20 protein-coding genes are annotated in these 21723 nt (G+C 35.5%); 13 read left to right on the top strand and 7 right to left on the bottom strand.

Going from position 1 to position 21723, the window contains the following annotated elements:
- Positions 1-196 precede the first annotated feature (196 nt).
- From gyrA to dnaA, 6 genes are all read right to left on the bottom strand, one after another.
- Positions 197-2668, bottom strand: a complete 2472-nt coding sequence (gyrA, locus tag JFT95_RS25035) for a DNA gyrase subunit A (protein WP_002016488.1) — start codon at positions 2666-2668, stop codon at positions 197-199.
- Between the two features lie 88 nt (positions 2669-2756).
- Entirely contained in the window at positions 2757-4679 is a 1923-nt protein-coding gene (gene gyrB / locus JFT95_RS25030; protein WP_002034986.1) for a DNA topoisomerase (ATP-hydrolyzing) subunit B, read from the bottom strand.
- 38 nt (positions 4680-4717) lie between these two features.
- Positions 4718-5845, bottom strand: coding sequence for a DNA replication/repair protein RecF (gene recF, locus JFT95_RS25025; RefSeq protein ID WP_002016486.1), 1128 nt, complete (start codon positions 5843-5845; stop codon positions 4718-4720).
- Positions 5846-5857: 12 nt separating this feature from the next.
- Positions 5858-6070 carry a S4 domain-containing protein YaaA gene (gene yaaA, locus JFT95_RS25020; RefSeq protein ID WP_002016484.1) on the bottom strand — a complete coding sequence of 71 codons (213 nt, stop codon included), beginning with the start codon at positions 6068-6070 and terminating at the stop codon, positions 5858-5860.
- A gap of 128 nt (positions 6071-6198) precedes the next feature.
- On the bottom strand, positions 6199-7344 hold the full coding sequence (dnaN, locus tag JFT95_RS25015; protein ID WP_201053503.1) for a DNA polymerase III subunit beta: 1146 nt from the start codon (positions 7342-7344) through the stop codon (positions 6199-6201).
- A 182-nt stretch (positions 7345-7526) separates the two neighbouring features.
- A complete protein-coding gene (gene dnaA / locus JFT95_RS25010; protein ID WP_002016481.1) occupies positions 7527-8867 on the bottom strand; it encodes a chromosomal replication initiator protein DnaA in 1341 nt (446 codons plus the stop codon).
- Between the two features lie 562 nt (positions 8868-9429).
- Between dnaA and rpmH the strand changes: the two genes are divergently transcribed.
- From rpmH to spo0J, 10 genes are all read left to right on the top strand, one after another.
- Positions 9430-9564: a 50S ribosomal protein L34 gene (rpmH, locus tag JFT95_RS25005; protein ID WP_000831901.1), complete on the top strand. Its 135-nt coding sequence runs from the start codon at positions 9430-9432 to the stop codon at positions 9562-9564.
- Between the two features lie 76 nt (positions 9565-9640).
- Positions 9641-9988, top strand: coding sequence for a ribonuclease P protein component (gene rnpA / locus JFT95_RS25000; protein ID WP_002089963.1), 348 nt, complete (start codon positions 9641-9643; stop codon positions 9986-9988).
- Between the two features lie 52 nt (positions 9989-10040).
- Positions 10041-10808 carry a YidC family membrane integrase SpoIIIJ gene (spoIIIJ, locus tag JFT95_RS24995; RefSeq protein WP_002016477.1) on the top strand — a complete coding sequence of 256 codons (768 nt, stop codon included), beginning with the start codon at positions 10041-10043 and terminating at the stop codon, positions 10806-10808.
- On the top strand, positions 10805-11422 hold the full coding sequence (jag, locus tag JFT95_RS24990; RefSeq protein ID WP_002166368.1) for an RNA-binding cell elongation regulator Jag/EloR: 618 nt from the start codon (positions 10805-10807) through the stop codon (positions 11420-11422). The genes spoIIIJ and jag overlap by 4 nt, the downstream gene beginning before the upstream one ends.
- Before the next feature lie 227 nt (positions 11423-11649).
- Positions 11650-13026 carry a tRNA uridine-5-carboxymethylaminomethyl(34) synthesis GTPase MnmE gene (mnmE, locus tag JFT95_RS24985; RefSeq protein ID WP_002034990.1) on the top strand — a complete coding sequence of 459 codons (1377 nt, stop codon included), beginning with the start codon at positions 11650-11652 and terminating at the stop codon, positions 13024-13026.
- 58 nt (positions 13027-13084) lie between these two features.
- Complete coding sequence (gene mnmG / locus JFT95_RS24980) at positions 13085-14974, top strand: tRNA uridine-5-carboxymethylaminomethyl(34) synthesis enzyme MnmG (RefSeq protein ID WP_002016474.1); 1890 nt, start codon at positions 13085-13087, stop codon at positions 14972-14974.
- 22 nt (positions 14975-14996) lie between these two features.
- Positions 14997-15716 (top strand): 16S rRNA (guanine(527)-N(7))-methyltransferase RsmG, encoded by a 720-nt coding sequence (gene rsmG, locus JFT95_RS24975; RefSeq protein WP_002016472.1) that lies wholly within the window; start codon positions 14997-14999, stop codon positions 15714-15716.
- Positions 15717-15821: 105 nt separating this feature from the next.
- Positions 15822-16694, top strand: a complete 873-nt coding sequence (gene noc / locus JFT95_RS24970) for a nucleoid occlusion protein (protein ID WP_002016471.1) — start codon at positions 15822-15824, stop codon at positions 16692-16694.
- A gap of 186 nt (positions 16695-16880) precedes the next feature.
- Positions 16881-17642 carry a sporulation initiation inhibitor protein Soj gene (gene soj, locus JFT95_RS24965; protein ID WP_002016469.1) on the top strand — a complete coding sequence of 254 codons (762 nt, stop codon included), beginning with the start codon at positions 16881-16883 and terminating at the stop codon, positions 17640-17642.
- Positions 17635-18486 (top strand): stage 0 sporulation protein Spo0J, encoded by an 852-nt coding sequence (spo0J, locus tag JFT95_RS24960; RefSeq protein WP_201053501.1) that lies wholly within the window; start codon positions 17635-17637, stop codon positions 18484-18486. The genes soj and spo0J overlap by 8 nt, the downstream gene beginning before the upstream one ends.
- Before the next feature lie 20 nt (positions 18487-18506).
- Here spo0J and yyaC read toward each other — a convergent pair whose 3' ends face one another.
- Positions 18507-19103 (bottom strand): spore protease YyaC, encoded by a 597-nt coding sequence (gene yyaC, locus JFT95_RS24955; protein WP_016106800.1) that lies wholly within the window; start codon positions 19101-19103, stop codon positions 18507-18509.
- 260 nt (positions 19104-19363) lie between these two features.
- On the opposite strand from yyaC, the gene JFT95_RS24950 reads away from it, so the two are divergent.
- The 3 genes from JFT95_RS24950 (at position 19364) to ychF (ending at position 21655) form a co-directional block, all read left to right on the top strand.
- Complete coding sequence (locus JFT95_RS24950) at positions 19364-20221, top strand: mechanosensitive ion channel family protein (RefSeq protein ID WP_002016466.1); 858 nt, start codon at positions 19364-19366, stop codon at positions 20219-20221.
- 20 nt (positions 20222-20241) lie between these two features.
- Positions 20242-20439 (top strand): DUF951 domain-containing protein, encoded by a 198-nt coding sequence (locus JFT95_RS24945; RefSeq protein WP_000436054.1) that lies wholly within the window; start codon positions 20242-20244, stop codon positions 20437-20439.
- Between the two features lie 115 nt (positions 20440-20554).
- Positions 20555-21655, top strand: a complete 1101-nt coding sequence (ychF, locus tag JFT95_RS24940) for a redox-regulated ATPase YchF (RefSeq protein ID WP_002089951.1) — start codon at positions 20555-20557, stop codon at positions 21653-21655.
- Positions 21656-21723: the final 68 nt, after the last annotated feature.

The raw sequence follows: 21723 nt of genomic DNA, 5'->3' as shown, positions 1-21723 counted from the left end.
TTTGTTTCGTTTAGTTTTCAAAGTTCAACATCGCGTTTCAGCGACTTTCATAATATATCATAGTATATTATTTTCGTCAACAAGTTTTTTTCGATAACTTGTATCTCTCATTTGCTGACTTTTCCTATTATATACACTTTCCTATTGCTATGCAAGTATTATTATAAAAAAATAAGAGGGGGAGAAATCCCCACTCTTACTCTTCAGACGAATCCTCTTCATTAGATTCTTCTTCTTCATCTTTTTGCGCTTTTGCTACTGTCGCTACCTCTTGCTCATCTTCTAATCGAATTAGACGAACACCCTGTGTATTACGTCCCATTTGAGAAATTTGATCAACCGGCATACGAATAATAACGCCTGCTGCTGTAATTAACATAATGTCTTCTTCACCTGTTACAGACTTAACCGCTACTAACTTACCGTTTTTATCTGTAATATTACAAGTCTTCAGACCTTTACCACCACGACTTTGCAGACGGTATTCATCAATCGGTGTACGCTTTCCATAACCATTTTTGGTTACAATTAGAACATTTACATCCTCTTCGACAATTTCCATACCTACAACTTGATCTTCATCACCTAATGTAATTGCTTTTACACCAGCCGCATTACGTCCCATTGAACGCACATCTTGCTCATTGAAACGAATTAACATACCGTTACTTGTCCCAACGATAATATCTTTATCACCAGATGTTAAGCGTACAGAGATTAATTCATCCTCTTCACGAAGAGAAATTGCAATTAAACCATTTGTACGTATATTGGCAAATGATGAAAGTGGTGTTCTCTTAGAGATACCTTGTTTCGTTGTAAAGAATAAGAACTGGTCGTCACCAAATTCACGAATTGGAATAATAGCGTTGATCCACTCACCCTTATCTACCCCTAATAGATTAATAATCGGTATACCTTTTGCTGTACGACTATACTCTGGAATTTCATATCCTTTTGTACGGTATACTTTACCCTTGTTTGTGAAGAATAAAATATGATCATGAGTAGACGTTGTTAATAAATGTTCGACAAAGTCATCATCATTCGTACCCATTCCTTGTACACCACGTCCCCCACGGTTCTGTGTTTTGTACGTAGAAGCCGGTAACCTCTTAATATAACCATTATGAGTAAGTGTAATTGCGATATTTTGTTCTGGGATTAAATCTTCATCCTCTATAGCTTCCATACCGCCAATTGTAATTTCTGTTCTTCTCTTATCATTAAAACGCTCTTTTACTTCAGCTAATTCCTCGCGAATAATTTCAAGAACTTTTTCTTCGTCTGCTAAAATTGCTTTTAACTCTGCAATTATCTTCATTAAATCTTGATATTCTTGTTCGATTTTTTCGCGTTCTAATCCAGTTAAACGTTGCAAACGCATATCTAAAATCGCTTGCGCTTGTTTCTCACTTAAGCCGAAACGTTCCATTAAACCTTGTTTTGCAATATCAGCTGTTTTTGAACTACGGATTAAAGTAATAACTTCATCAAGATGATCTAAAGCAATTCGTAAGCCTTCTAAAATATGAGCACGCGCTTCTGCTTTCTCTAATTCATAAGCAGTACGTCTACGAATCACTACCTTTTGATGCTCTAAATAATAATATAGATTTTGTTTTAAATTTAAGACTTGTGGCTCTCCATTTACAAGAGACAACATATTAATACCGAAGCTTGTTTGGAGTGCTGTATGTTTATATAGATTATTTAATAGTACATTGGCATTGGCATCACGACGTACTTCCATAACAATACGCATACCATTTCGATCTGATTCATCACGTAAATCTGTAATACCTTCAATTTTCTTATCACGAACTAGTTCTGCGATTTTTTCAATTAATCGCGCCTTATTAACTTGATAAGGTAGTTCTGTTACGATAATAGTTTGTTTACCATTTGCTTTCTCTTCAATTTCAACTTTAGCACGAAGTATAATAGAACCGCGACCTGTTTCGTAAGCTCTTCGAATTCCACTTCGCCCTAAGATTAAACCTGAAGTTGGGAAGTCTGGCCCAGGAATATATTCCATTAATTCCGCGATAGTGATATCAGGGTTATGACTTAATGCCAACACACCATCAATTACTTCTCCAAGTTGATGCGGTGGGATGTTTGTTGCCATACCAACCGCAATACCCGTCGTACCATTGACTAATAAGTTAGGGAAACGCGCTGGTAATACAACTGGCTCTCTTTCAGAACCATCGTAGTTATCTTGATAATCAATTGTATTCTTTGTAATATCGCGTATTAATTCCATAGAAATCTTAGACATTCTTGCTTCTGTATAACGCATTGCTGCCGCTGAATCTCCATCAACAGAACCGAAATTACCATGTCCATCAACAAGCATGTAACGTTGACTAAAATCTTGTGCCATACGTACCATTGTTTCATAAACAGCTGAATCACCGTGCGGGTGATACTTACCAATTACTTCGCCGACAATACGCGCCGACTTCTTATATGCTTTATCAGCTGTAATTCCTAAATCATTCATCGCATATAAAACCCTACGATGAACTGGTTTTAATCCATCACGAACATCTGGTAATGCACGAGACACGATAACACTCATTGCGTAATCTAAAAATGAGGTACGCATTTCATGACTAATATTAATTTCTCGAATTCGTGCTTGTTGTTGATTGTCTGACATCAACGAGCACCTCCTCTTACATTTCCGTTACACATACATTGATTTATATGTAGAAGACAGGAATACTTAGATTCCTGTCATTACTCACTTAAATATCAAGGTTTTTCACGTATTTTGCATTTTCTTGGATAAAGTTACGACGCGGCTCTACTTTATCACCCATCAAAATTTCAAATGTTTCATCCGCTTCAATTGCATCTTGAAGGGAAACTTGAAGTAACGAACGTACTTCTGGGTCCATTGTCGTCTCCCACAGCTGAGTTGGATTCATTTCCCCTAGACCTTTATAACGCTGAATCCCAGGCTTAGGTTGAGCTGGTAATTCAGCTAGTATTTTTTCAAGTTCTTTATTGTTATAAGCATATTGAATTTTTTTACCTTGTTGTACTTTAAACAACGGTGGCTGTGCGATATATATATATCCACACTCAATGATTTGACGCATATAACGATAGAAGAACGTTAATAATAGGGTACGAATATGTGCACCATCAACATCGGCATCTGTCATAATAATAACTTTATGATAGCGAGCTTTTTCAATAGCAAAATCCCCACCAATATTTGTACCAATTGCTGTAATAATTGTACGAACTTCATCATTTGATAAAATCTTATCTAAACGTGCCTTTTCAACGTTAATAATTTTACCCTTCAGTGGTAAAATCGCTTGAAAATGACGATCGCGTCCTTGTTTTGCAGATCCGCCCGCAGAGTCACCCTCCACGATGTAAATTTCGCTAATTGCTGGATCTTTAGAAGAACAATCAGCTAGCTTCCCTGGTAAACTTGAAACTTCTAGAGCACTCTTTCGGCGCGTTAGTTCACGAGCCTTTTTAGCCGCTACACGTGCACGCGCTGCCATAGTCCCTTTATCTATAATTTTACGTGCAACATTGGGGTTTTCTAGTAAGAACTTTTCAAACGCCTCTGAGAATACAGACTCTGTAATCGTTCTCGCTTCACTATTTCCAAGTTTCGTCTTTGTTTGTCCTTCAAATTGTGGATTTGGATGCTTAATTGACACGATTGCTGTTAAGCCTTCACGAACATCTTCACCAGTTAAATTACTATCCGCATCTTTTAAAATATTATTTTTACGACCATAATCGTTAATTACACGCGTTAGAGCAGTCTTAAAACCTACCTCATGTGTACCGCCTTCATACGTATGAATATTATTTGTAAATGAATAAATATGATTTGTATAGCCTTCGTTATATTGAAGAGCAACCTCAACCTGAATCCCATCTTTTGAACCGTCAACATATACAGGTTCTTCATGAATCGGTTGTTTTGAACGATTTAAATGTTCAACATATGATTTAATTCCACCTTCATAATGGAATTCTTTCTTTTGCTTATGTTCACGCTTATCTTCAATTGTTAATTTAATATTACGATTTAAAAACGCCAACTCACGCATACGAGTCGCTAATGTATCAAATTCGTATTCTGTCGTCTCTGTAAAAATTTCTGAATCTGGCTTAAAGCGTGTGATCGTTCCTGTACGATCAGTTTCACCTATTACTTTTAAATCCGCAGCCGGGACCCCGCGTTCATATTTTTGATAGTGTATTTTCCCATCTCGATGTACAAATACCTCTAATTCTGTTGATAAAGCATTTACAACAGATGCACCTACACCATGCAAACCACCAGAAACTTTATAACCACCACCGCCAAATTTACCACCGGCATGGAGTACCGTCATAATAACCTCTACAGCAGGACGTCCCATTTTTTCTTGTATACCAACAGGGATACCACGACCATCATCTGTTACAACAATACTATTATCTTCTTCAATACTGACATTAATTTCATCACAATATCCTGCTAAAGCTTCATCAATACTGTTATCAACAATTTCCCACACGAGGTGATGAAGACCTTTTCCACTTGTAGAACCAATATACATACCAGGACGCTTTCGAACTGCCTCCAGTCCTTCTAACACCTGAATCTGACTTTCATCATATGCATTTTCCTGCATTTGCTTTTGTTCCATTGACACAAAGATCACCTACTTTTCCATTTAAACAGAAATTATTTTCTGTCTATTTCACAATCTACCGTGCCGTTCGTTACATGAATTGTTTTCGCTTCTTTCAATGTTTCGTGTTCAATTCCCTCGACACTCGTCGTTGTCACAAAGGTTTGTACTTTTCCTTGAATTGTATTTAGCAGATGCGATTGACGATAATCATCTAATTCTGATAACACATCATCTAGTAAAAGAATTGGATATTCCTTAACCTCTGAGTATATCAATTCAATTTCAGCCAATTTTAGGGATAGTGCGGTTGTTCGTTGTTGTCCTTGTGAACCAAAGACTTGAACATTTTTACTATTAACGAAGAATTGTAAATCATCACGATGAGGACCAAGTAAAGTTGTACCCCGAAAAATTTCACGTTGTTTCACAGATTGAAAACTTTCATAGTATACTTCTTTTATTTTCGACAAATCCATTGATTCTGATACATCTACACTTGGTTTATAAACGATTTCTAACTCCTCTAATCCCCTGCTAATTCCGCGATGAATTGGAGCAGCCCATTCTTGTAGTAAATGCAAAAACTCAAAACGTTTTCGCAAAATTTTTGCACCATGCTCAATAAGTTGAAGTGTAAATACATCCAACATCGTTTCCTCATTTTTACTATTCCCTTGCATCTTCTTAAGTAAATGATTTCGTTGCGTGAGTACCTTTTGATATTGACTTAATTCATACAAATAGACCGGAGCTATTTGTCCAAGTTCCATATCCAAAAAGCGTCTTCGTACTTGAGGGCTTCCTTTTACAAGATTTAAATCTTCTGGGGCAAACATAACAACATTCATTTCACCAATATACTGGCTCAATTTTTGTTGTTCTAACTGATTTAACTTTGCCTTTTTACCTTTTTTTGAAATATTTAATTCTAAGGATACTGAACTATTTCGCCTTTGTAATCTACCTTTTATATTACCATAATCCTCATCCCAACGAATGAGTTCACGATCGTTCGAAGTTCTATGAGATTTCGCCATCGCCAATACATAAATAGCTTCCATCAGATTCGTTTTCCCTTGCGCATTTTCACCAATAATTACATTGACTTTATCCTCAAAGGAAAGCTCTAAATGCTCATAATTGCGATAGTTTTTTAATTGTATTTCTGTAATAAACAAAGGGATCCCCCTTTATGCCTGAACTTGGAAAGTTCCGCTTCCCGGAATTTCAACAATATCATTTGCATATAACTTTCGGCCTCTTCTATTTTCAAGTTCTTGATTTACGTATACTTCATATTCTTGTAAGAACCATTTCACAGCGCCACCTGTATCAATTACATCAGCTAACTTTAAAAATTGTCCTAGTGTAATGTATTCTGTTGAAATCTTAATAAGTTTCATAAAATCGCTCACTTTCTGAAAGTGTTCATTCTTTCATTGTACTAAATAAACTAGCATTAGGAAAGTAATACCCCACAAATCAAATAAGGGTCACTAGTACCTTTACACTAGCAACCCTTAATCCTTACTTAGTAAGTACGGACTGGTAAAATTAATTGGATAATGGAATCATCATTTACTGTGCGAATTAAAAACGGTCTCATCGCTCCAGTAAAACTAACTTTAATTTCTGTACTATCTAAAGCCTTTAATGCGTCCATCATATATTTTGCACTAAAAGATATTTTTAATTCTTCTCCATCTACATTTTCACATTGAACCTCTTCTACTACTTTTCCGATTTCTGGTGCATTCGAAGAAATCTCTAACATCTGTTGTTCTAATGTCGATAATTTAACAACGTTGTTACGACCATCTCTTGCTAACAGCGACGCACGATCAATCGCTTGTAAAAATTCTTTTGTATTTACAAATATATCAGTTTTACTTTCAGCTGGAATTAACCGCGTTGTATCTGGATAATTTCCTTCTAATAATCTTGAGAAGAATAATAAATGTTTTGTACGGAATAATACTTGATACTCCGTAATAACGATATCTACCATTTCTTCAGATTCATCTAGAATTTTACTTAATTCACTTAAGCTCTTACCAGGAATAACGACATTCGCTTGAAATTCATCGGCAATATTATACCCTTCGATTTTTGCTTTACGAAGTGCCAGTCTGTGACTATCTGTTGCAATACAAGTTAGCTCGCTGTTATATACCTTCCAGTTTACACCTGTCAAGATCGGTCTTGTTTCAGAACTTGAAACTGCAAATACTGTTTGACGAATCATGTGCTTTAGTAAATCTGTTGGAATCTTAAATACATGATGTTCTTCGATTTGTGGTAATAACGGATATTCAGCAGCATCTAAACCATTTAAGTTGAACTCTGATTTTCCAGATTTTATTTTTGTCATAAAATGATTTTCCACAGAAATTTCGACAGTTTCTTTAGGTAATTTTTTTACGATCTCACTAAAATATTTTGCTTGTAAAATAATACTTCCTGATTGTTTAATTTCCACAATTTCTTTTCCAGCATCTTCGACTGGGATAAATGATTCGATAGAGATGTCTGCATCACTACCTGTTAAAGTAACTCCTTCTTCAGTTGCTACAACTTTAATCCCTGTAAGAATTGGAATTGTTGTACGAGAAGAAACTGCCTTCATTACATCTTGTACACTTCTTACAAGATAGTCTTTTTGTATTGAAAAACGCATAATGAAAAACCTCCGGTAAGTATAAGATTTTATTTATTTAATAAAGATAAAAAAGTAGTAGTAATAGTAATAGGGCTTGTGGATATGTGGATAACCCTGTTTAAAGATGTAAAAACAGTCTATCTACATGTGGATAGACTGTGCGTAAAATAAGCTAAGTTATTCACACTATTCAGCTACTACTATTTTAAAATATCCTTAACTTCTTCAACGTGTTTTTGTAATTGAGTATCCGTTTTTAATAGCTTCGAAATTTTTTCGTGAGCATGGATTACTGTTGTATGATCGCGGCCACCAAATTCTTCACCTATTTTTGGCAAAGATGAGTCCGTAAGTTCACGTGATAAATACATCGCAATTTGGCGAGGGAATGCAACGGATTTTGTCCGTTTTTTTGCTTTGAAATCTTCTAATTTTACTTGATAGACGCCCCCAACAGCCTTTTGAATATCAGAAATAGAAATAATTCTAGGTATAGAGTTTGGAATAATATTTTTAAGCGCTTCAGCCGCTAAATCAGCATTCATATCTTTATTAATTAAAGATGAATAAGCTACAACTCGAATAAGTGCACCCTCTAGTTCACGAATATTTGAATCGATTTGATTTGCGATATAAAGCATAACTTCATTTGGTATATCAAGACCTTCTGCTTTTGCTTTTTTACGTAAAATTGCGATTCTAGTTTCTAAATCTGGTGGCGTAATGTCCGTAATTAACCCCCATTCAAAGCGAGAACGAAGGCGATCTTCTAAAGTTGGGATTTCTTTTGGTGGTCTATCGCTTGAAATCACAATTTGTTTACTTTCTTCATGTAACGCATTAAATGTATGGAAAAACTCTTCCTGTGTTTGTTCTTTTCCAGCAAGAAATTGAATATCATCTATCAATAAGACATCTACATTACGATATTTATTACGAAAATCGACAGCTTTATTATCACGAATTGAATTAATAAATTCATTTGTAAATTTTTCAGATGATAAATATACAACTTTTGCATTTGGGTTGTGTTCAATTACATAATGCCCAATTGCGTGCATTAAATGTGTTTTTCCAAGTCCAACGCCCCCGTAAATAAAGAGCGGATTATAGGCTTTAGCTGGTGCTTCAGCTACAGCTAAAGAAGCAGCATGTGCAAAACGATTACCAGAGCCAATAACAAATGTATCAAATGTATATTTTGGGTTTAACATACTCTGTGGTAAGTGATTAGACTCATCATGTGCGTGTTTTTGCTTAACAGAAGGGAGATCTATATCCTCTTCTGCCTGACTTTGGGGAATGATAAAACGAATAGCTAGTTTTGCCCCTGTTAAATCATAAAGTGTTTCGGAGATTAGTTCCGAATAATGAGATTCTAGCCAGTCACGAGCGAATTCATTTGGAGCTGTAATAGTTAATACATCTTTTTTTAAGTTATGAGCAGTTGTTGATTTTAACCAGGTTTCATAACTTGGCTTGCTTACCTTTTTTTCTAATTCTTTTAAGGCACTATTCCATAAATCAGAGATATTTTCCAAAGGTGTCCCTCCTTTACAAAGATGGTAAAAGAATAAGGTTGCGCAACAATTGTACAACCTGTAAATATTTCTAATGCATATTTATACGAAACGTATTTTAAAATATAAAAACGTCGTTAGTATCCGAGATAGGGTTTTCGACAAAACAACACATGTGGACAACTATTTACTCACATGTGATTTAAACTATCCACATGTTATGCACAAATTGTGGATAAAATAAAGGTGTGGAAAACTTATTCAAAGTGAAAACACAACTATAATATCAAAAAAAGCAGCTATAGCAATGAATTTAAGAAAGTTATCCACAAAATCAATACCTTGTGGAATAAACTTGTCCACAACACGATATACTGTGTAAAAGTAAAAAAAGAGTTTGTGGATACAAAAAAGAGAAAATATATTTATCCACAAGGAAATATAGGTACTGTGAAAAAGTTTGTGAATAGGTTAAAAATGAATATTTGATGAAAATTTCGAGAACCATTGACATTTTCCTATTTGATTTACTATAATTTATTAGACTGTCTTTAACAGATATTCCTCAGGGAGGTGTCATATAATGAAAAGAACTTACCAACCAAATAAACGTAAGCGCAGCAAAGTACATGGTTTCCGCAGCCGTATGAGCACAGCAAACGGACGTAAAGTGCTAGCAGCTCGTCGTCGTAAAGGAAGAAAAGTATTATCTGCGTAGACCACTGATCGTTCAGTGGTCTTTTTTTCTAATAATAATGAGTTTCCGCTGATGAAATACAGGAGTGTCAAATGATATGAAGAAAAAAAATCGTATAAAAAAGAATGATGAATTCCAGGCTGTTTTCCAAAAAGGACAATCGAATGCCAATCGCCAGTTTGTTGTATACAAATTAGATAAAGAAAAACAGCCGCATTTTCGCATTGGTCTTTCTGTTAGTAAGAAAATAGGAAATGCAGTAGTGCGTAATCGAATTAAGCGTATGATTCGCCAATCGATTATAGAATTAAAAGATGAGATAGATTCTGGAAAAGATTTTGTTATAATAGCAAGGAAGCCTTGTGCAGAGATGACATATGAAGAGTTAAAGAAAAGCTTAATTCATGTCTTTAAACGCTCTGGTATGAAAAGAATAAAAAAGTAGCGTAAGGAAATGAATTACACTATATACATACCGAAACAAGGAGGAGCAGGCTTTGAAAAAGAAAATAGGTTTATTAGCCATGGTTATTATGCTAATGGCAATTGCTACCGGTTGTAGTGAAACAAATCAACCGATTACACCGAAAAGCACTGGGATTTGGAATGAATATTTCGTATACCCGCTTTCTCAGTTAATCACGTATTTTGCAGAATTATTTGGTAGTAATTACGGTTTAGCAATCGTTGTTACAACTCTTATCATTCGTTTTGCATTATTACCATTAATGATTAAACAAACGAAGAGTACGAAAGCAATGCAGGCGTTACAACCAGAAATGGTGAAATTAAAAGAGAAATATAGTTCTAAAGATCAAGCAACACAGCAAAAACTACAACAAGAAATGATGCAGTTATATCAAAAGAATGGTGTAAACCCATTAGCAGGATGTTTACCAATATTTGTTCAGATGCCTATTTTATTCGCGTTTTATCATGCGATTATGAGAACAACAGCAATTAGTGAACATACATTTTTATGGTTCGATTTAGGACAGGCGGATCCGTTCTATATCCTTCCAATTGTTGCAGCTATTACGACGTTTATTCAGCAAAAGCTTGCAATGGCAGGAACGGCTGGACAAAATCCGCAAATGGCAATGATGATTTGGCTTATGCCAATTATGATTTTAGTCTTTGCAATTAACTTCCCAGCAGCACTATCATTGTACTGGGTAGTTGGTAATATCTTTGGTATCGCTCAAATGTATATGATCAAAGGGCCTGACATTAAGGCTAGTAAGGCAGGAGGATCAAGCAAGTGAGTATGATTACTGCTAAAGGACAAACAGTCGAGCTGGCAGTACAAGATGCTTTAAGACAATTAAATGCTTCGAAAGATCGAGTAGATATAAATATTATCGATGAGGGTAAGAGGGGGTTCCTAGGTTTATTTGGGAATCGCCCCGCTGTTGTAGAAGTTGTATTGAAAAAAGATCCAATCCAAGAATGTGAAGAATATTTAAAAAATGTTATTCAAAATATGGGTGTGGAAGTTGAGATTAGAAAAATTGTAAAAGGACGCGAAGTTGAATTTACAATTTCTGGTGAAAATATTGGTGTTTTAATTGGCAAAAGAGGGAATACGTTGAATTCTTTACAGTATTTAACAAAACTTGTTGCGAACCGTAATACAAAGCAATATATTGGTATTACACTGGATGCTGAAAACTATCGTAGTAAAAGAAAAAATACGTTAGAATCTCTTTCCTATCGATTAGCAAAACAAGTAGTGAGTACGAAAAAAAGAGTTGTTCTAGAACCAATGCCTTCTTTCGAACGAAAAATTATTCACCAAGCATTATCTAATCATCAAAATATCATTACAACTTCTGAAGGAAAAGAACCACATCGGTATGTTGTAATATCTTCCAAGTGACCGGTTACTCAATTGAGTGCCGGTTTTTTTGAGGAGAAAATAAATGTGGATAACTAAAAAACACTAAACTTATCCACTGTGAATAAGTTTAGTGTTTTTTACATAAGGACATAATAAAATGAGTTATTATTCTTTTGTAGATAGGTTCGTTATGGTATCCTAATAATTTAGTGACGGAAAAAATTCATGTTGAAATAGAGATAAATAAGCAAGTGAGGTGAAAGGACATGGAATTTGATACAATTGCCGCAATTTCCACAGCACTTGGGGAAGGTGCAATTGCCATTGTTCGAGTAAGTGGGGATGATGCGATTGAGAAAGTCGATCGTATTTTTAAAGGGAAGGATTTAACACAGGTTTCTTCTCATACAATTCATTATGGTCATATTGTCGATTTAGATACAAATCAAGTTATTGAAGAAGTTATGGTGTCCATTATGCGTGCACCAAGGACTTTTACGCGTGAAAATATAGTAGAAATTAACTGTCATGGTGGACTTGTTTCGGTAAATAAAGTATTACAGCTTATTTTAGCGCAAGGAGTACGACTGGCAGAGCCTGGTGAATTTACAAAACGTGCTTTTTTAAATGGACGTATTGATTTGTCACAAGCAGAAGCTGTTATGGACTTAATCCGTGCGAAAACAGATCGTGCTATGAATGTAGCGATTAACCAAATGGAAGGACGATTATCTAAATTAATCGGCCATCTGCGTCAAGAAATATTAGAAACATTAGCTCATATTGAAGTGAATATAGATTACCCAGAATATGATGATGTAGAAGAGATGACGCATAATATTTTAATTGAGAAAGCTACACATGTCCGTGCTGAAATTGCAAAGATATTAGAAACATCGAAGCAAGGAAAGATTTTACGTGAAGGCATTTCTACCGCGATTATCGGTAGACCTAACGTTGGGAAATCATCGCTATTAAATAGTCTTGTTCAGGAGAAAAAGGCAATTGTAACTGATATTGCAGGAACAACTCGTGATGTTATTGAAGAGTACGTTAATGTGCGTGGTGTACCACTTAAACTTATAGATACAGCCGGAATTCGTGAAACGGAAGATATTGTTGAACGAATTGGTGTAGAGCGTTCGAAGGAAATGATGAGCCAAGCAGACTTAGTGTTAATTGTAGTGAATTATAGCGAGGCTTTAACAAATGAAGATGAGGATCTATTCCGTGCCGTACAAGGGAAAGATTTCATTGTTATTGTAAATAAGACAGATTTACCGCAAGAAATTGATATGGAACGTGTTACAGATTTAGCGGTAGGAAATCGTGTTATTACAACATCTTTAATTGAGGAGCAAGGAATAGATGAGCTTGAAAAGGCGATAGCTGATTTATTCTTTGAAGGAACAATTGATTCTGCGGATATGACATACGTGTCTAATGCGAGACATATCGGATTATTAACACAAGCAGGAAGAACAATTAACGATGCAATTGAAGCGATAGAAAATGGTGTTCCGATTGATATGGTTCAAATTGATTTAACAAGAGCGTGGGAAATACTTGGTGAAATTACTGGTGATACTGTCCATGAAAGTTTAATTGACCAATTGTTCTCTCAATTTTGTTTAGGAAAATAAAGTAAAACTTTAATCAGAGATGATTTAGTAAGATAGAGGTTATTAGGAGGAATAAACAATGGGATACAATGCCGGTTCATATGATGTCATAGTAATCGGTGCAGGTCATGCAGGATGTGAAGCTGGTCTTGCGGCAGCACGAATGGGCTCAAAAACATTAATGTTAACAATTAACTTAGATATGGTAGCGTTCATGCCATGTAACCCTTCTGTTGGTGGACCAGCAAAAGGGATTGTTGTTCGTGAAATTGATGCATTAGGCGGAGAAATGGGACGCAATATTGATAAAACACATATTCAAATGCGTATGTTAAATACGGGTAAAGGACCAGCTGTACGCGCGCTTCGTGCACAAGCTGATAAATTCTCTTACCAGCATGAATTAAAGAAAACAATTGAAGAAACACCAAACTTAACGTTGTTTCAAGGTCTGGTAGAGCGTTTAATTATTGAAGATGGTGTATGTAAAGGGGTAATTACGCAAGCTGGTGCTGAATACACAGCGAAAACAGTTGTAATTACAACGGGAACATTTTTACGTGGTGAGATTATTATGGGCGATTTAAAATATTCAAGTGGTCCAAATAATCAGCAACCATCTATTACATTATCTGAACACTTAGAGGAACTTGGTTTTGATCTTGTTAGATTTAAAACAGGTACACCTCCGCGTGTAAACAGTAATACGATTGATTATAGTAAAACAGAAATTCAACCAGGTGATGATAAGCCACGTGCTTTCTCTTTTGAAACGACAAAATTTATTATGGATCAAATTCCATGTTGGTTAACGTATACAAGTACAGAAACACATCGTTTAATAGATGAAAACCTACATCGCTCAGCTATGTATTCTGGTATGATTAAAGGAACAGGTCCTAGATATTGCCCTTCAATTGAAGACAAGGTAGTAAGATTTAATGATAAACCACGTCATCAAATTTTCTTAGAGCCAGAAGGACGTAATACACAAGAAGTATATGTACAAGGCTTATCGACGAGCTTACCAGAAGATGTACAGCGTGCAATGCTTAGAACAATTCCTGGCCTGGAAAATGTTGAAATGATGCGTACGGGTTATGCAATTGAATATGATGCGATCGTACCAACTCAACTATGGCCAACACTTGAAACGAAAAAAATTAAAAATTTATATACAGCAGGACAAATTAACGGAACTTCTGGTTACGAAGAAGCAGCAGGACAAGGGCTTATGGCTGGGATTAATGCAGCGTGTCGTTCTTTAGGTAAAAAAGAAGTTATTTTAGGTCGTGCTGATGCTTATATTGGTGTTTTAATTGATGACCTTGTAACGAAAGGTACAAATGAACCATATCGTTTATTAACGTCTCGTGCAGAATATCGCCTATTATTACGCCATGATAATGCTGACCTTCGTTTAACTGAAGTTGGTCGTGAAATTGGCTTAATTAAAGAAGATCGCTATGAGCGATTTACAAATAAAAAGTTACAAATTGAACAGGAGAAGGAACGGTTAGAGAGTATTTTTATTAAACCGCGTCCTGAAGTTCAAGAATTAATTCGTAGTATTGGCGGAAGTGAATTGAAAGATGGAATACGTGCAAGTGACTTATTACGTCGTCCAGAGGTGACATATGAGCATATTCATCTTTTAGTACCAAGTGAAGTAGCATTAAGTGATGAAATTACGGAACAAGTTGAAATTCAGACCAAGTACGAAGGATATATCGAGAAATCTTTACAGCAAGTAGAACGTATGAAGAAAATGGAAAACAAAAAAATTCCTGTGGATATTGATTATGATGCGATTTCTAGCCTTGCCTCAGAAGCAAGACAGAAATTGAAAGATGTTCGTCCGCTTTCAATGGGGCAAGCTTCACGTATTTCTGGTGTAAATCCAGCTGATGTTTCAATTTTGCTTATTTACATTGAACAAGGAAAAATTGCACGAGTATCGAACCAATAACATAGTAAGGAGATATTGCTAGATGAACATAGAACAATTTCAATCTATGCTAGAAGAGAAGGGTATTTCCCTCTCTTCTAGACAGTTAGAGCAGTTCGGAATCTATTTTGAAACATTAGTAGAGTGGAATGAAAAAATGAACTTAACGGCTATTACGGAGAAAGAAGAAGTATACTTAAAACACTTTTTTGATTCTGTTACAGCGGCTTTTTATTATGATTTTTCGAAACCATTTTCTATTTGTGATGTTGGAGCAGGAGCTGGATTCCCAAGTATCCCTTTAAAAATCTGTTTCCCGCACTTAAAAGTAACAATTGTAGATTCATTACAAAAACGTATTAATTTCTTAAATCACTTAGCGCAAAAGTTAGAATTAAGTGATGTTGCATTTTGTCATGATCGTGCTGAAACATTTGGAAAAAAAGAAGGTGTACGTGAAGCATACGATATTGTAATGGCACGTGCAGTTGCACGTCTTTCTGTATTAAGTGAGCTATGTTTACCACTTGTAAAAGTAGGGGGAACATTCATTGCAATGAAAGGTGCAGCGGCGAACGAAGAAATCGAAAATGGCAAATATGCTTTAGAGGTACTTGGCGGAGAATTGAAAGAAATGTCTACGTTCCAATTACCGTTTGAAGAAAGCGAGCGTAATATTTTATTAATCGAGAAAAAGCGCAAGACACCAAAGAAATATCCACGCAAACCGGGAACGCCCAATAAATTACCTATTGAAAAATAAATCTTATTAGACGTAAGATTAAATTATATAAATGAAAACGTAAATGTTTCATAGGAAACATTTTATGTAGAACAGTCAATAGGCCTAAAAGGTGGTGGAATATGTATGAAAAATACGTTTTCTCGTTTATTTGGCTTTGGAGATAAAGAGAGCGAATTCGAATTACAAGACGAAAGCCATGAAGAAATAGCTAAAAAGGTATATGAAGAAATACAGGAAATTCCGATAGTAAACATTACCCCTAACCGTTATCAACCACGAACAGTTTTTGACGATGCACGTATTGAGGAGCTAGCATTAACGATTCGTACACATGGGCTTATCCAGCCGATTGTTGTGAGACAGTATGAGGATGATAAGTACGAGATTATTGCCGGGGAAAGGCGTTTCCGCGCAGCAACAAAGTTAGGGTGGGAAAAAGTTCCTGCAATAATAAAGAATTTAAATGATACTGAGACAGCTTCTGTAGCGTTAATTGAAAATTTGCAACGTGAGGAATTAACAGCAATTGAGGAAGCTGTGGCATATCAAAAGCTGATTGAGTTACATAATTTAACACAAGAAGCATTGGCACAACGACTTGGAAAAGGACAATCGACAGTCGCAAATAAATTGCGATTATTAAAATTGCCTGAAGAAATCAAAAGTGCATTATTAGAAAAAAGTATTACAGAACGGCATGCTCGCGCCCTTATTCCTTTGAAGAATGAGGAATTACAACTGAAGGTTTTACAAGAGATTGTGGAGAAGCAATTGAATGTAAAGCAAACAGAAGAACGAATTGCAAAGTTATTAGAAGAAGTAAAACCAAAGCGCAAAGCGAAGCAAAAAGCAGTAAGTCGAGATGCGAGAATTGCTATGAACACGATTAGACAATCATTACAAATGGTTGCTAATAGTGGTTTGAATGTTAATTCTGCGGAAGAAGAGTTTGATGAATACTATCAAATTACGATTAAAATTCCGAAGAAAAAATAATTACGTGCTAGAGACCTTATCCTATTGGAGAGGTCTCTTTTACTATATTTTCTTGTTAAAGCAAGAAGGAGTTTAGAAATAAATTTTGAAGTTTAATAAGGACGTAAAAGAAAAACTTTTATTTCATGTTACAATAAACGTAATTGTTTCTAGAATAAGAAAGAAAGGTTGAAAGTAGGTGACATCATGGGAAAAATCATTGCTATTGCTAATCAAAAAGGCGGTGTTGGAAAAACAACAACATCCGTTAATTTAGGGGCTGGATTGGCACAAGTAGGAAAAAAAGTCCTTCTCGTAGATATTGATGCTCAAGGAAATGCAACGACTGGTGTAGGGATTGAAAAGTCTGAATTAGATCAATGTATTTATAATGTTCTTGTAGAAGATGCAGATGTTCAAGGTGCCATACGGAAAACCGCAACTGAAAACTTAGATGTTCTACCCGCTACAATTCAATTGGCTGGTGCTGAAATTGAATTGGTACCAACCATTTCCCGGGAAGTCCGCTTGCAAAGAGCGTTACAGCCGATTCGTGATGAATATGAGTATATTATTATTGACTGTCCCCCATCCTTAGGGTTATTAACGATTAATGCATTAACAGCAGCAGATTCTGTTATTATTCCTGTACAGTGTGAATATTACGCGCTGGAAGGGTTAAGTCAGCTATTAAATACAGTTCGACTTGTGCAAAAGCATTTAAATAAAAATTTAGCAATTCAAGGTGTATTGTTAACGATGTTGGATGCTCGTACAAATTTAGGAATTCAAGTTATAGATGAAGTGAAAAAATACTTTAGAGATAAAGTATATCGTTCGATTATTCCTCGTAATGTTCGCTTAAGTGAGGCACCAAGTCATGGAAAACCAATTATGCAGTATGACGCTAAATCAAGAGGAGCAGAAGTATATTTAGATTTAGCAGAGGAAGTGATTGCAGGTGGCTAAGGGATTAGGAAGAGGAATCAACGTGTTTTTTCCAGATTTAGATGTGAAAGAAGAAGAAACAATTCAGGAGATTATAGTAACTGAATTAAGGCCGAATCCATATCAACCACGTAAATATTTCAATAAAGAAGCGATTCAGGAATTAGCGGCTTCTATTAAAGAGCACGGTATATTGCAACCTTTAATTGCTCGAAAGAGTATTAAAGGATATGAAATAGTTGCAGGTGAAAGAAGATATCGTGCTGCTAAAGAGGCCGGACTTGAGAAAGTGCCTGCTGTCGTAAGGCAATTAAATGAGCAGCAAATGATGGAATTTGCTTTGCTTGAAAACTTACAACGAGAAGATTTAAATCCTATGGAAGAGGCAATGGCATATCAGATGTTAATGAACGAGCTAAATGTAACACAAGAACAATTAGCAAAACGTCTTGGTAAAAGCAGGCCTTATATCGCAAATTATACTCGTTTGTTAAGCCTCCCTTCATTCGTTCAAGATATGATTGCAAACGGTCAACTTTCAATGGCTCATGGAAGAACTTTACTTACAATAAAAGATGAAGAACGGTTGAAATCTTTATTGAAGCGAATTGAAAAAGAAGGACTGAACGTTCGCCAATTGGAACAAATTGTCCAGGAAATTAATCAACGTGTTTCACGTGAAACACAACAAGTGAAAAAAGAAAGAAATATATTTTTTGTAGAGCGCGAAACGTTTTTAAGAGAAAAGTTTGGTACGGATGTAAAAATTAAAGAAACGAAAAAAGAAAAAGGTAAAATCGAAATCGAATTTTTTAATAAAGAAGATTTAAATCGAATTTTAGAATTATTATCAAAGGGAAATTAAAAAGCAAACCATCTTATTGTTTATAGATGGTTTGCTTTTTTTAATGCAGATAATTTTTGATCGGTTTCTTTTATACTTTGTGCAATTACATCGGCCATCTTCATAACTAAACTTAGTCTTGTATTTTGAAGTACGAAAAACTCCATGAAACCATTTAAATTTACGATGCCATGAATATGCAAATCACCAATTTCAGGTAATTTCTTATTCATCGCAGCTCCAGGTTTACTGGGGCCCTTTCCGGTAGTTATAGAACCGATACTTTGAGATTTTCCTAAACATGCATCAACAGCAATAATAAATGAAGCAGGGTTTTCTTTCTGTATATTCTGAATTTTTTCCTCTAGATTTAGTGCATGTATTGGTTCGTCTAGTGTGCCGAATACTTGAAGGTTTTTGATTTCAATTTGTTCTAGTTTAGTACCAACTAATGGACCAAGTGCATCACCGGTGGAACGGTCTGTTCCGATACAAACGAGAATGAGTGGCATATTAGTCTTAATGGGAATATGGGAAAGTAAGAAATTACTGATTGTCTCAGAGGCTTCTAAGTCATGATGCATAACATTTTGAGTTTCTTTTTCAAAAAAAGGTAAGCGAAAACTTCTAATATTCATGAAGCACCCATCCTTTTAATAAATTTTCACAATATGTTATATAGTGTGTGAAATGGAAAATTATAAGTGCATACTTTCTACAAACTGTGAATGAAAATGGAAATAATAGTACTAGTATATATATATTCGTTTCATTTTATACCTGAATGGAAGTTAACAAATGGAATTAAAGTCATAAATTTTTTTCAGAAATCAGAGAGAGTTCTGATACAATAATAAGGATAACTAAAAAGAAATTTTAGCTAGAGAGGTAGAGGGACATGGATTTAGCGTTGAAATGGTTTGAGTCCATTGATTGGACGAATATAGGTGTGAAGTCACTAAAAATAATCGTTATTTTAATACTTGGTGCAATCGTTGTGCGAGTTGCAAGGGCAATTGTACGAAATGCGTTTCGTATGGGAAGCCGTTCGCCGATTCAAATTTCAGAACGTCGTACAGTTACGGTAGCGAAGTTGCTTGAAAATATTGTGGCATACGTTGTTATGTTCATTATGTTAATTGCGATTTTAGGTGTGTTTGATATTAATGCATCAGGTCTATTAGCCGGTGCTGGGGTAATTGGTTTAGCAGTCGGTTTTGGTGCACAAAGTTTAGTTAAAGATGTTATTACAGGATTATTTATTTTGTTAGAGGATCAATTTTCAGTAGGTGATTATGTAAGAATAGGGCAATTTGAAGGAACTGTTTTGGAAATTGGACTACGTACAACGAAGATGAAAAGCTGGACAGGTGAAATTCATATAATACCAAATGGTAGTATTGTACAAGTAACGAACTTTTCCGTTAGTAATAGTGTAGCATTTGTTGATGTATCTATTTCTTATGAAAGTGATATAGTACGAGCGGAGCAAGTTATTGAAGATTTATTAGTAGAATTACCAGGAAAATATGAGAAAATGGTAACAACACCTCAATTGCTAGGTGTTCAAACATTGGCAGCGTCTGAAGTTGTATTACGTGTTATTGCTGAAGTTGAGCCGATGCAGCATGCAGTTATTGCGAGGGCTCTTCGCAAAGAGATTAAAAATCGTCTTGATTTACATGGGATTGAAATTCCATACCCACGTATGGTTTTATATAGTCGCGAAGAATTAGTTAGTGAAAAAGCAATTTAATAGTGGGAGGGATTTAGAGAATGGAGCAAAAGCAATATAACTTGTACGATGTTGTGGAAATGAAGAAAGCCCATCCATGTGGTGAAAATCGCTGGAAGATTATTCGTATGGGAATGGATATCCGCGTTAAGTGCGAGGGGTGTGACCATTCGGTAATGATTCCTCGAAGAGAGTTTGATCGCAAGGTAAAAAAAATACTTGTGAAGCACGAAGAATAGTGAAAAAGCAACGGCTGCAGTAGACAGCCGTTGCTTTTTTTCATTTGGTGGAAACTTGTCATTTTTTTCGTTACTATCTATAATGATGAAAGATTGAGACATAGGAGTGAAAAATATGGGATTAACGGCTGGGATTGTTGGATTACCTAACGTAGGTAAGTCCACTTTATTTAATGCAATTACACAAGCAGGAGCAGAATCTGCGAACTATCCATTCTGTACAATCGATCCAAACGTAGGGATTGTAGAAGTACCAGATGAGCGTTTAAATAAATTAACGGAATTAGTAGAACCGAAAAAAACTGTTCCGACTGTATTTGAATTTACTGATATTGCAGGTATCGTAAAAGGTGCGAGTAAAGGTGAAGGGTTAGGAAATAAATTCTTATCTCACATTCGTCAAGTAGATGCAATTTGCCAAGTTGTTCGTTGTTTTGAAGATGAAAATATTACGCACGTTTCAGGAAAAGTAGATCCAATTGATGACATTGAAACAATTAACTTAGAACTAATCTTAGCGGATTTGGAATCTGTTGATAAGCGTATCGAACGAGTTGCGAAGTTAGCAAGACAAAAAGATAAAGAAGCTGTATATGAGCATGAAATTTTAGTTCGTTTAAAAGAAGCTTTTGAAGAGGGAAAACCAGCTCGTACTGTTGAATTTACAGAAGAGCAAATGAAGATTGTTAAAGGCCTTCATTTACTTACAACGAAAGAAATGCTATATGTAGCAAACGTAAGTGAAGATGATATTATGGATCCTTCTGACAATAAATATGTACAAATGGTAAAAGAATTTGCAGCAAATGAAAATTCTCAAGTAATCGTTGTATGTGCAAAAATCGAAGAAGAAATCGCTGAGCTAGACGAGGAAGAGAAAAAAGTATTCCTTGAAGAACTAGGCATTGAAGAATCTGGTTTAGATCAATTAATTCGTGCTGCATATGATTTATTAGGACTTGCTACTTACTTCACAGCTGGTGTGCAAGAAGTACGTGCATGGACGTTTAAACAAGGTATGAAGGCACCACAATGTGCTGGCGTAATTCATACAGACTTTGAGCGTGGATTTATTCGCGCAGAAACAGTTTCTTATGATGATTTAATGACAAACGGTTCTATGACAGCTGCAAAAGAAGCTGGAAAAGTACGTTTAGAAGGAAAAGAGTATATCGTAAAAGACGGAGATGTTATGCACTTCCGCTTCAACGTTTAATTTAATATTTCCTAGGAAAAATAAAGATATGAGCTTGGCAAATATATTATGTGTTTGCCAAGTTTTTT

This window comes from Bacillus sp. TH17, assembly GCF_016651125.1.
GTDB lineage: Bacteria > Bacillota > Bacilli > Bacillales > Bacillaceae_G > Bacillus_A > Bacillus_A mycoides.
The sequence above is the reverse complement of the archived record's forward strand: the minus strand, read 5'-3'. Positions and strand labels throughout refer to the sequence as shown.

Coding starts and splice junctions, on each gene's coding strand:
- gyrA (WP_002016488.1), bottom strand. CDS start 2,668: ATGTCAGACAATCAACAACAAGCACGAATTCGAGAAATTAATATTAGT.
- gyrB (WP_002034986.1), bottom strand. CDS start 4,679: ATGGAACAAAAGCAAATGCAGGAAAATGCATATGATGAAAGTCAGATT.
- yaaA (WP_002016484.1), bottom strand. CDS start 6,070: ATGAAACTTATTAAGATTTCAACAGAATACATTACACTAGGACAATTT.
- dnaN (WP_201053503.1), bottom strand. CDS start 7,344: ATGCGTTTTTCAATACAAAAAGACTATCTTGTAAGAAGTGTACAAGAT.
- rpmH (WP_000831901.1), top strand. CDS start 9,430: ATGAAAAGAACTTACCAACCAAATAAACGTAAGCGCAGCAAAGTACAT.
- rnpA (WP_002089963.1), top strand. CDS start 9,641: ATGAAGAAAAAAAATCGTATAAAAAAGAATGATGAATTCCAGGCTGTT.
- mnmE (WP_002034990.1), top strand. CDS start 11,650: ATGGAATTTGATACAATTGCCGCAATTTCCACAGCACTTGGGGAAGGT.
- mnmG (WP_002016474.1), top strand. CDS start 13,085: ATGGGATACAATGCCGGTTCATATGATGTCATAGTAATCGGTGCAGGT.
- rsmG (WP_002016472.1), top strand. CDS start 14,997: ATGAACATAGAACAATTTCAATCTATGCTAGAAGAGAAGGGTATTTCC.
- noc (WP_002016471.1), top strand. CDS start 15,822: ATGAAAAATACGTTTTCTCGTTTATTTGGCTTTGGAGATAAAGAGAGC.
- soj (WP_002016469.1), top strand. CDS start 16,881: ATGGGAAAAATCATTGCTATTGCTAATCAAAAAGGCGGTGTTGGAAAA.
- yyaC (WP_016106800.1), bottom strand. CDS start 19,103: ATGAATATTAGAAGTTTTCGCTTACCTTTTTTTGAAAAAGAAACTCAA.
- JFT95_RS24950 (WP_002016466.1), top strand. CDS start 19,364: ATGGATTTAGCGTTGAAATGGTTTGAGTCCATTGATTGGACGAATATA.
- JFT95_RS24945 (WP_000436054.1), top strand. CDS start 20,242: ATGGAGCAAAAGCAATATAACTTGTACGATGTTGTGGAAATGAAGAAA.
- ychF (WP_002089951.1), top strand. CDS start 20,555: ATGGGATTAACGGCTGGGATTGTTGGATTACCTAACGTAGGTAAGTCC.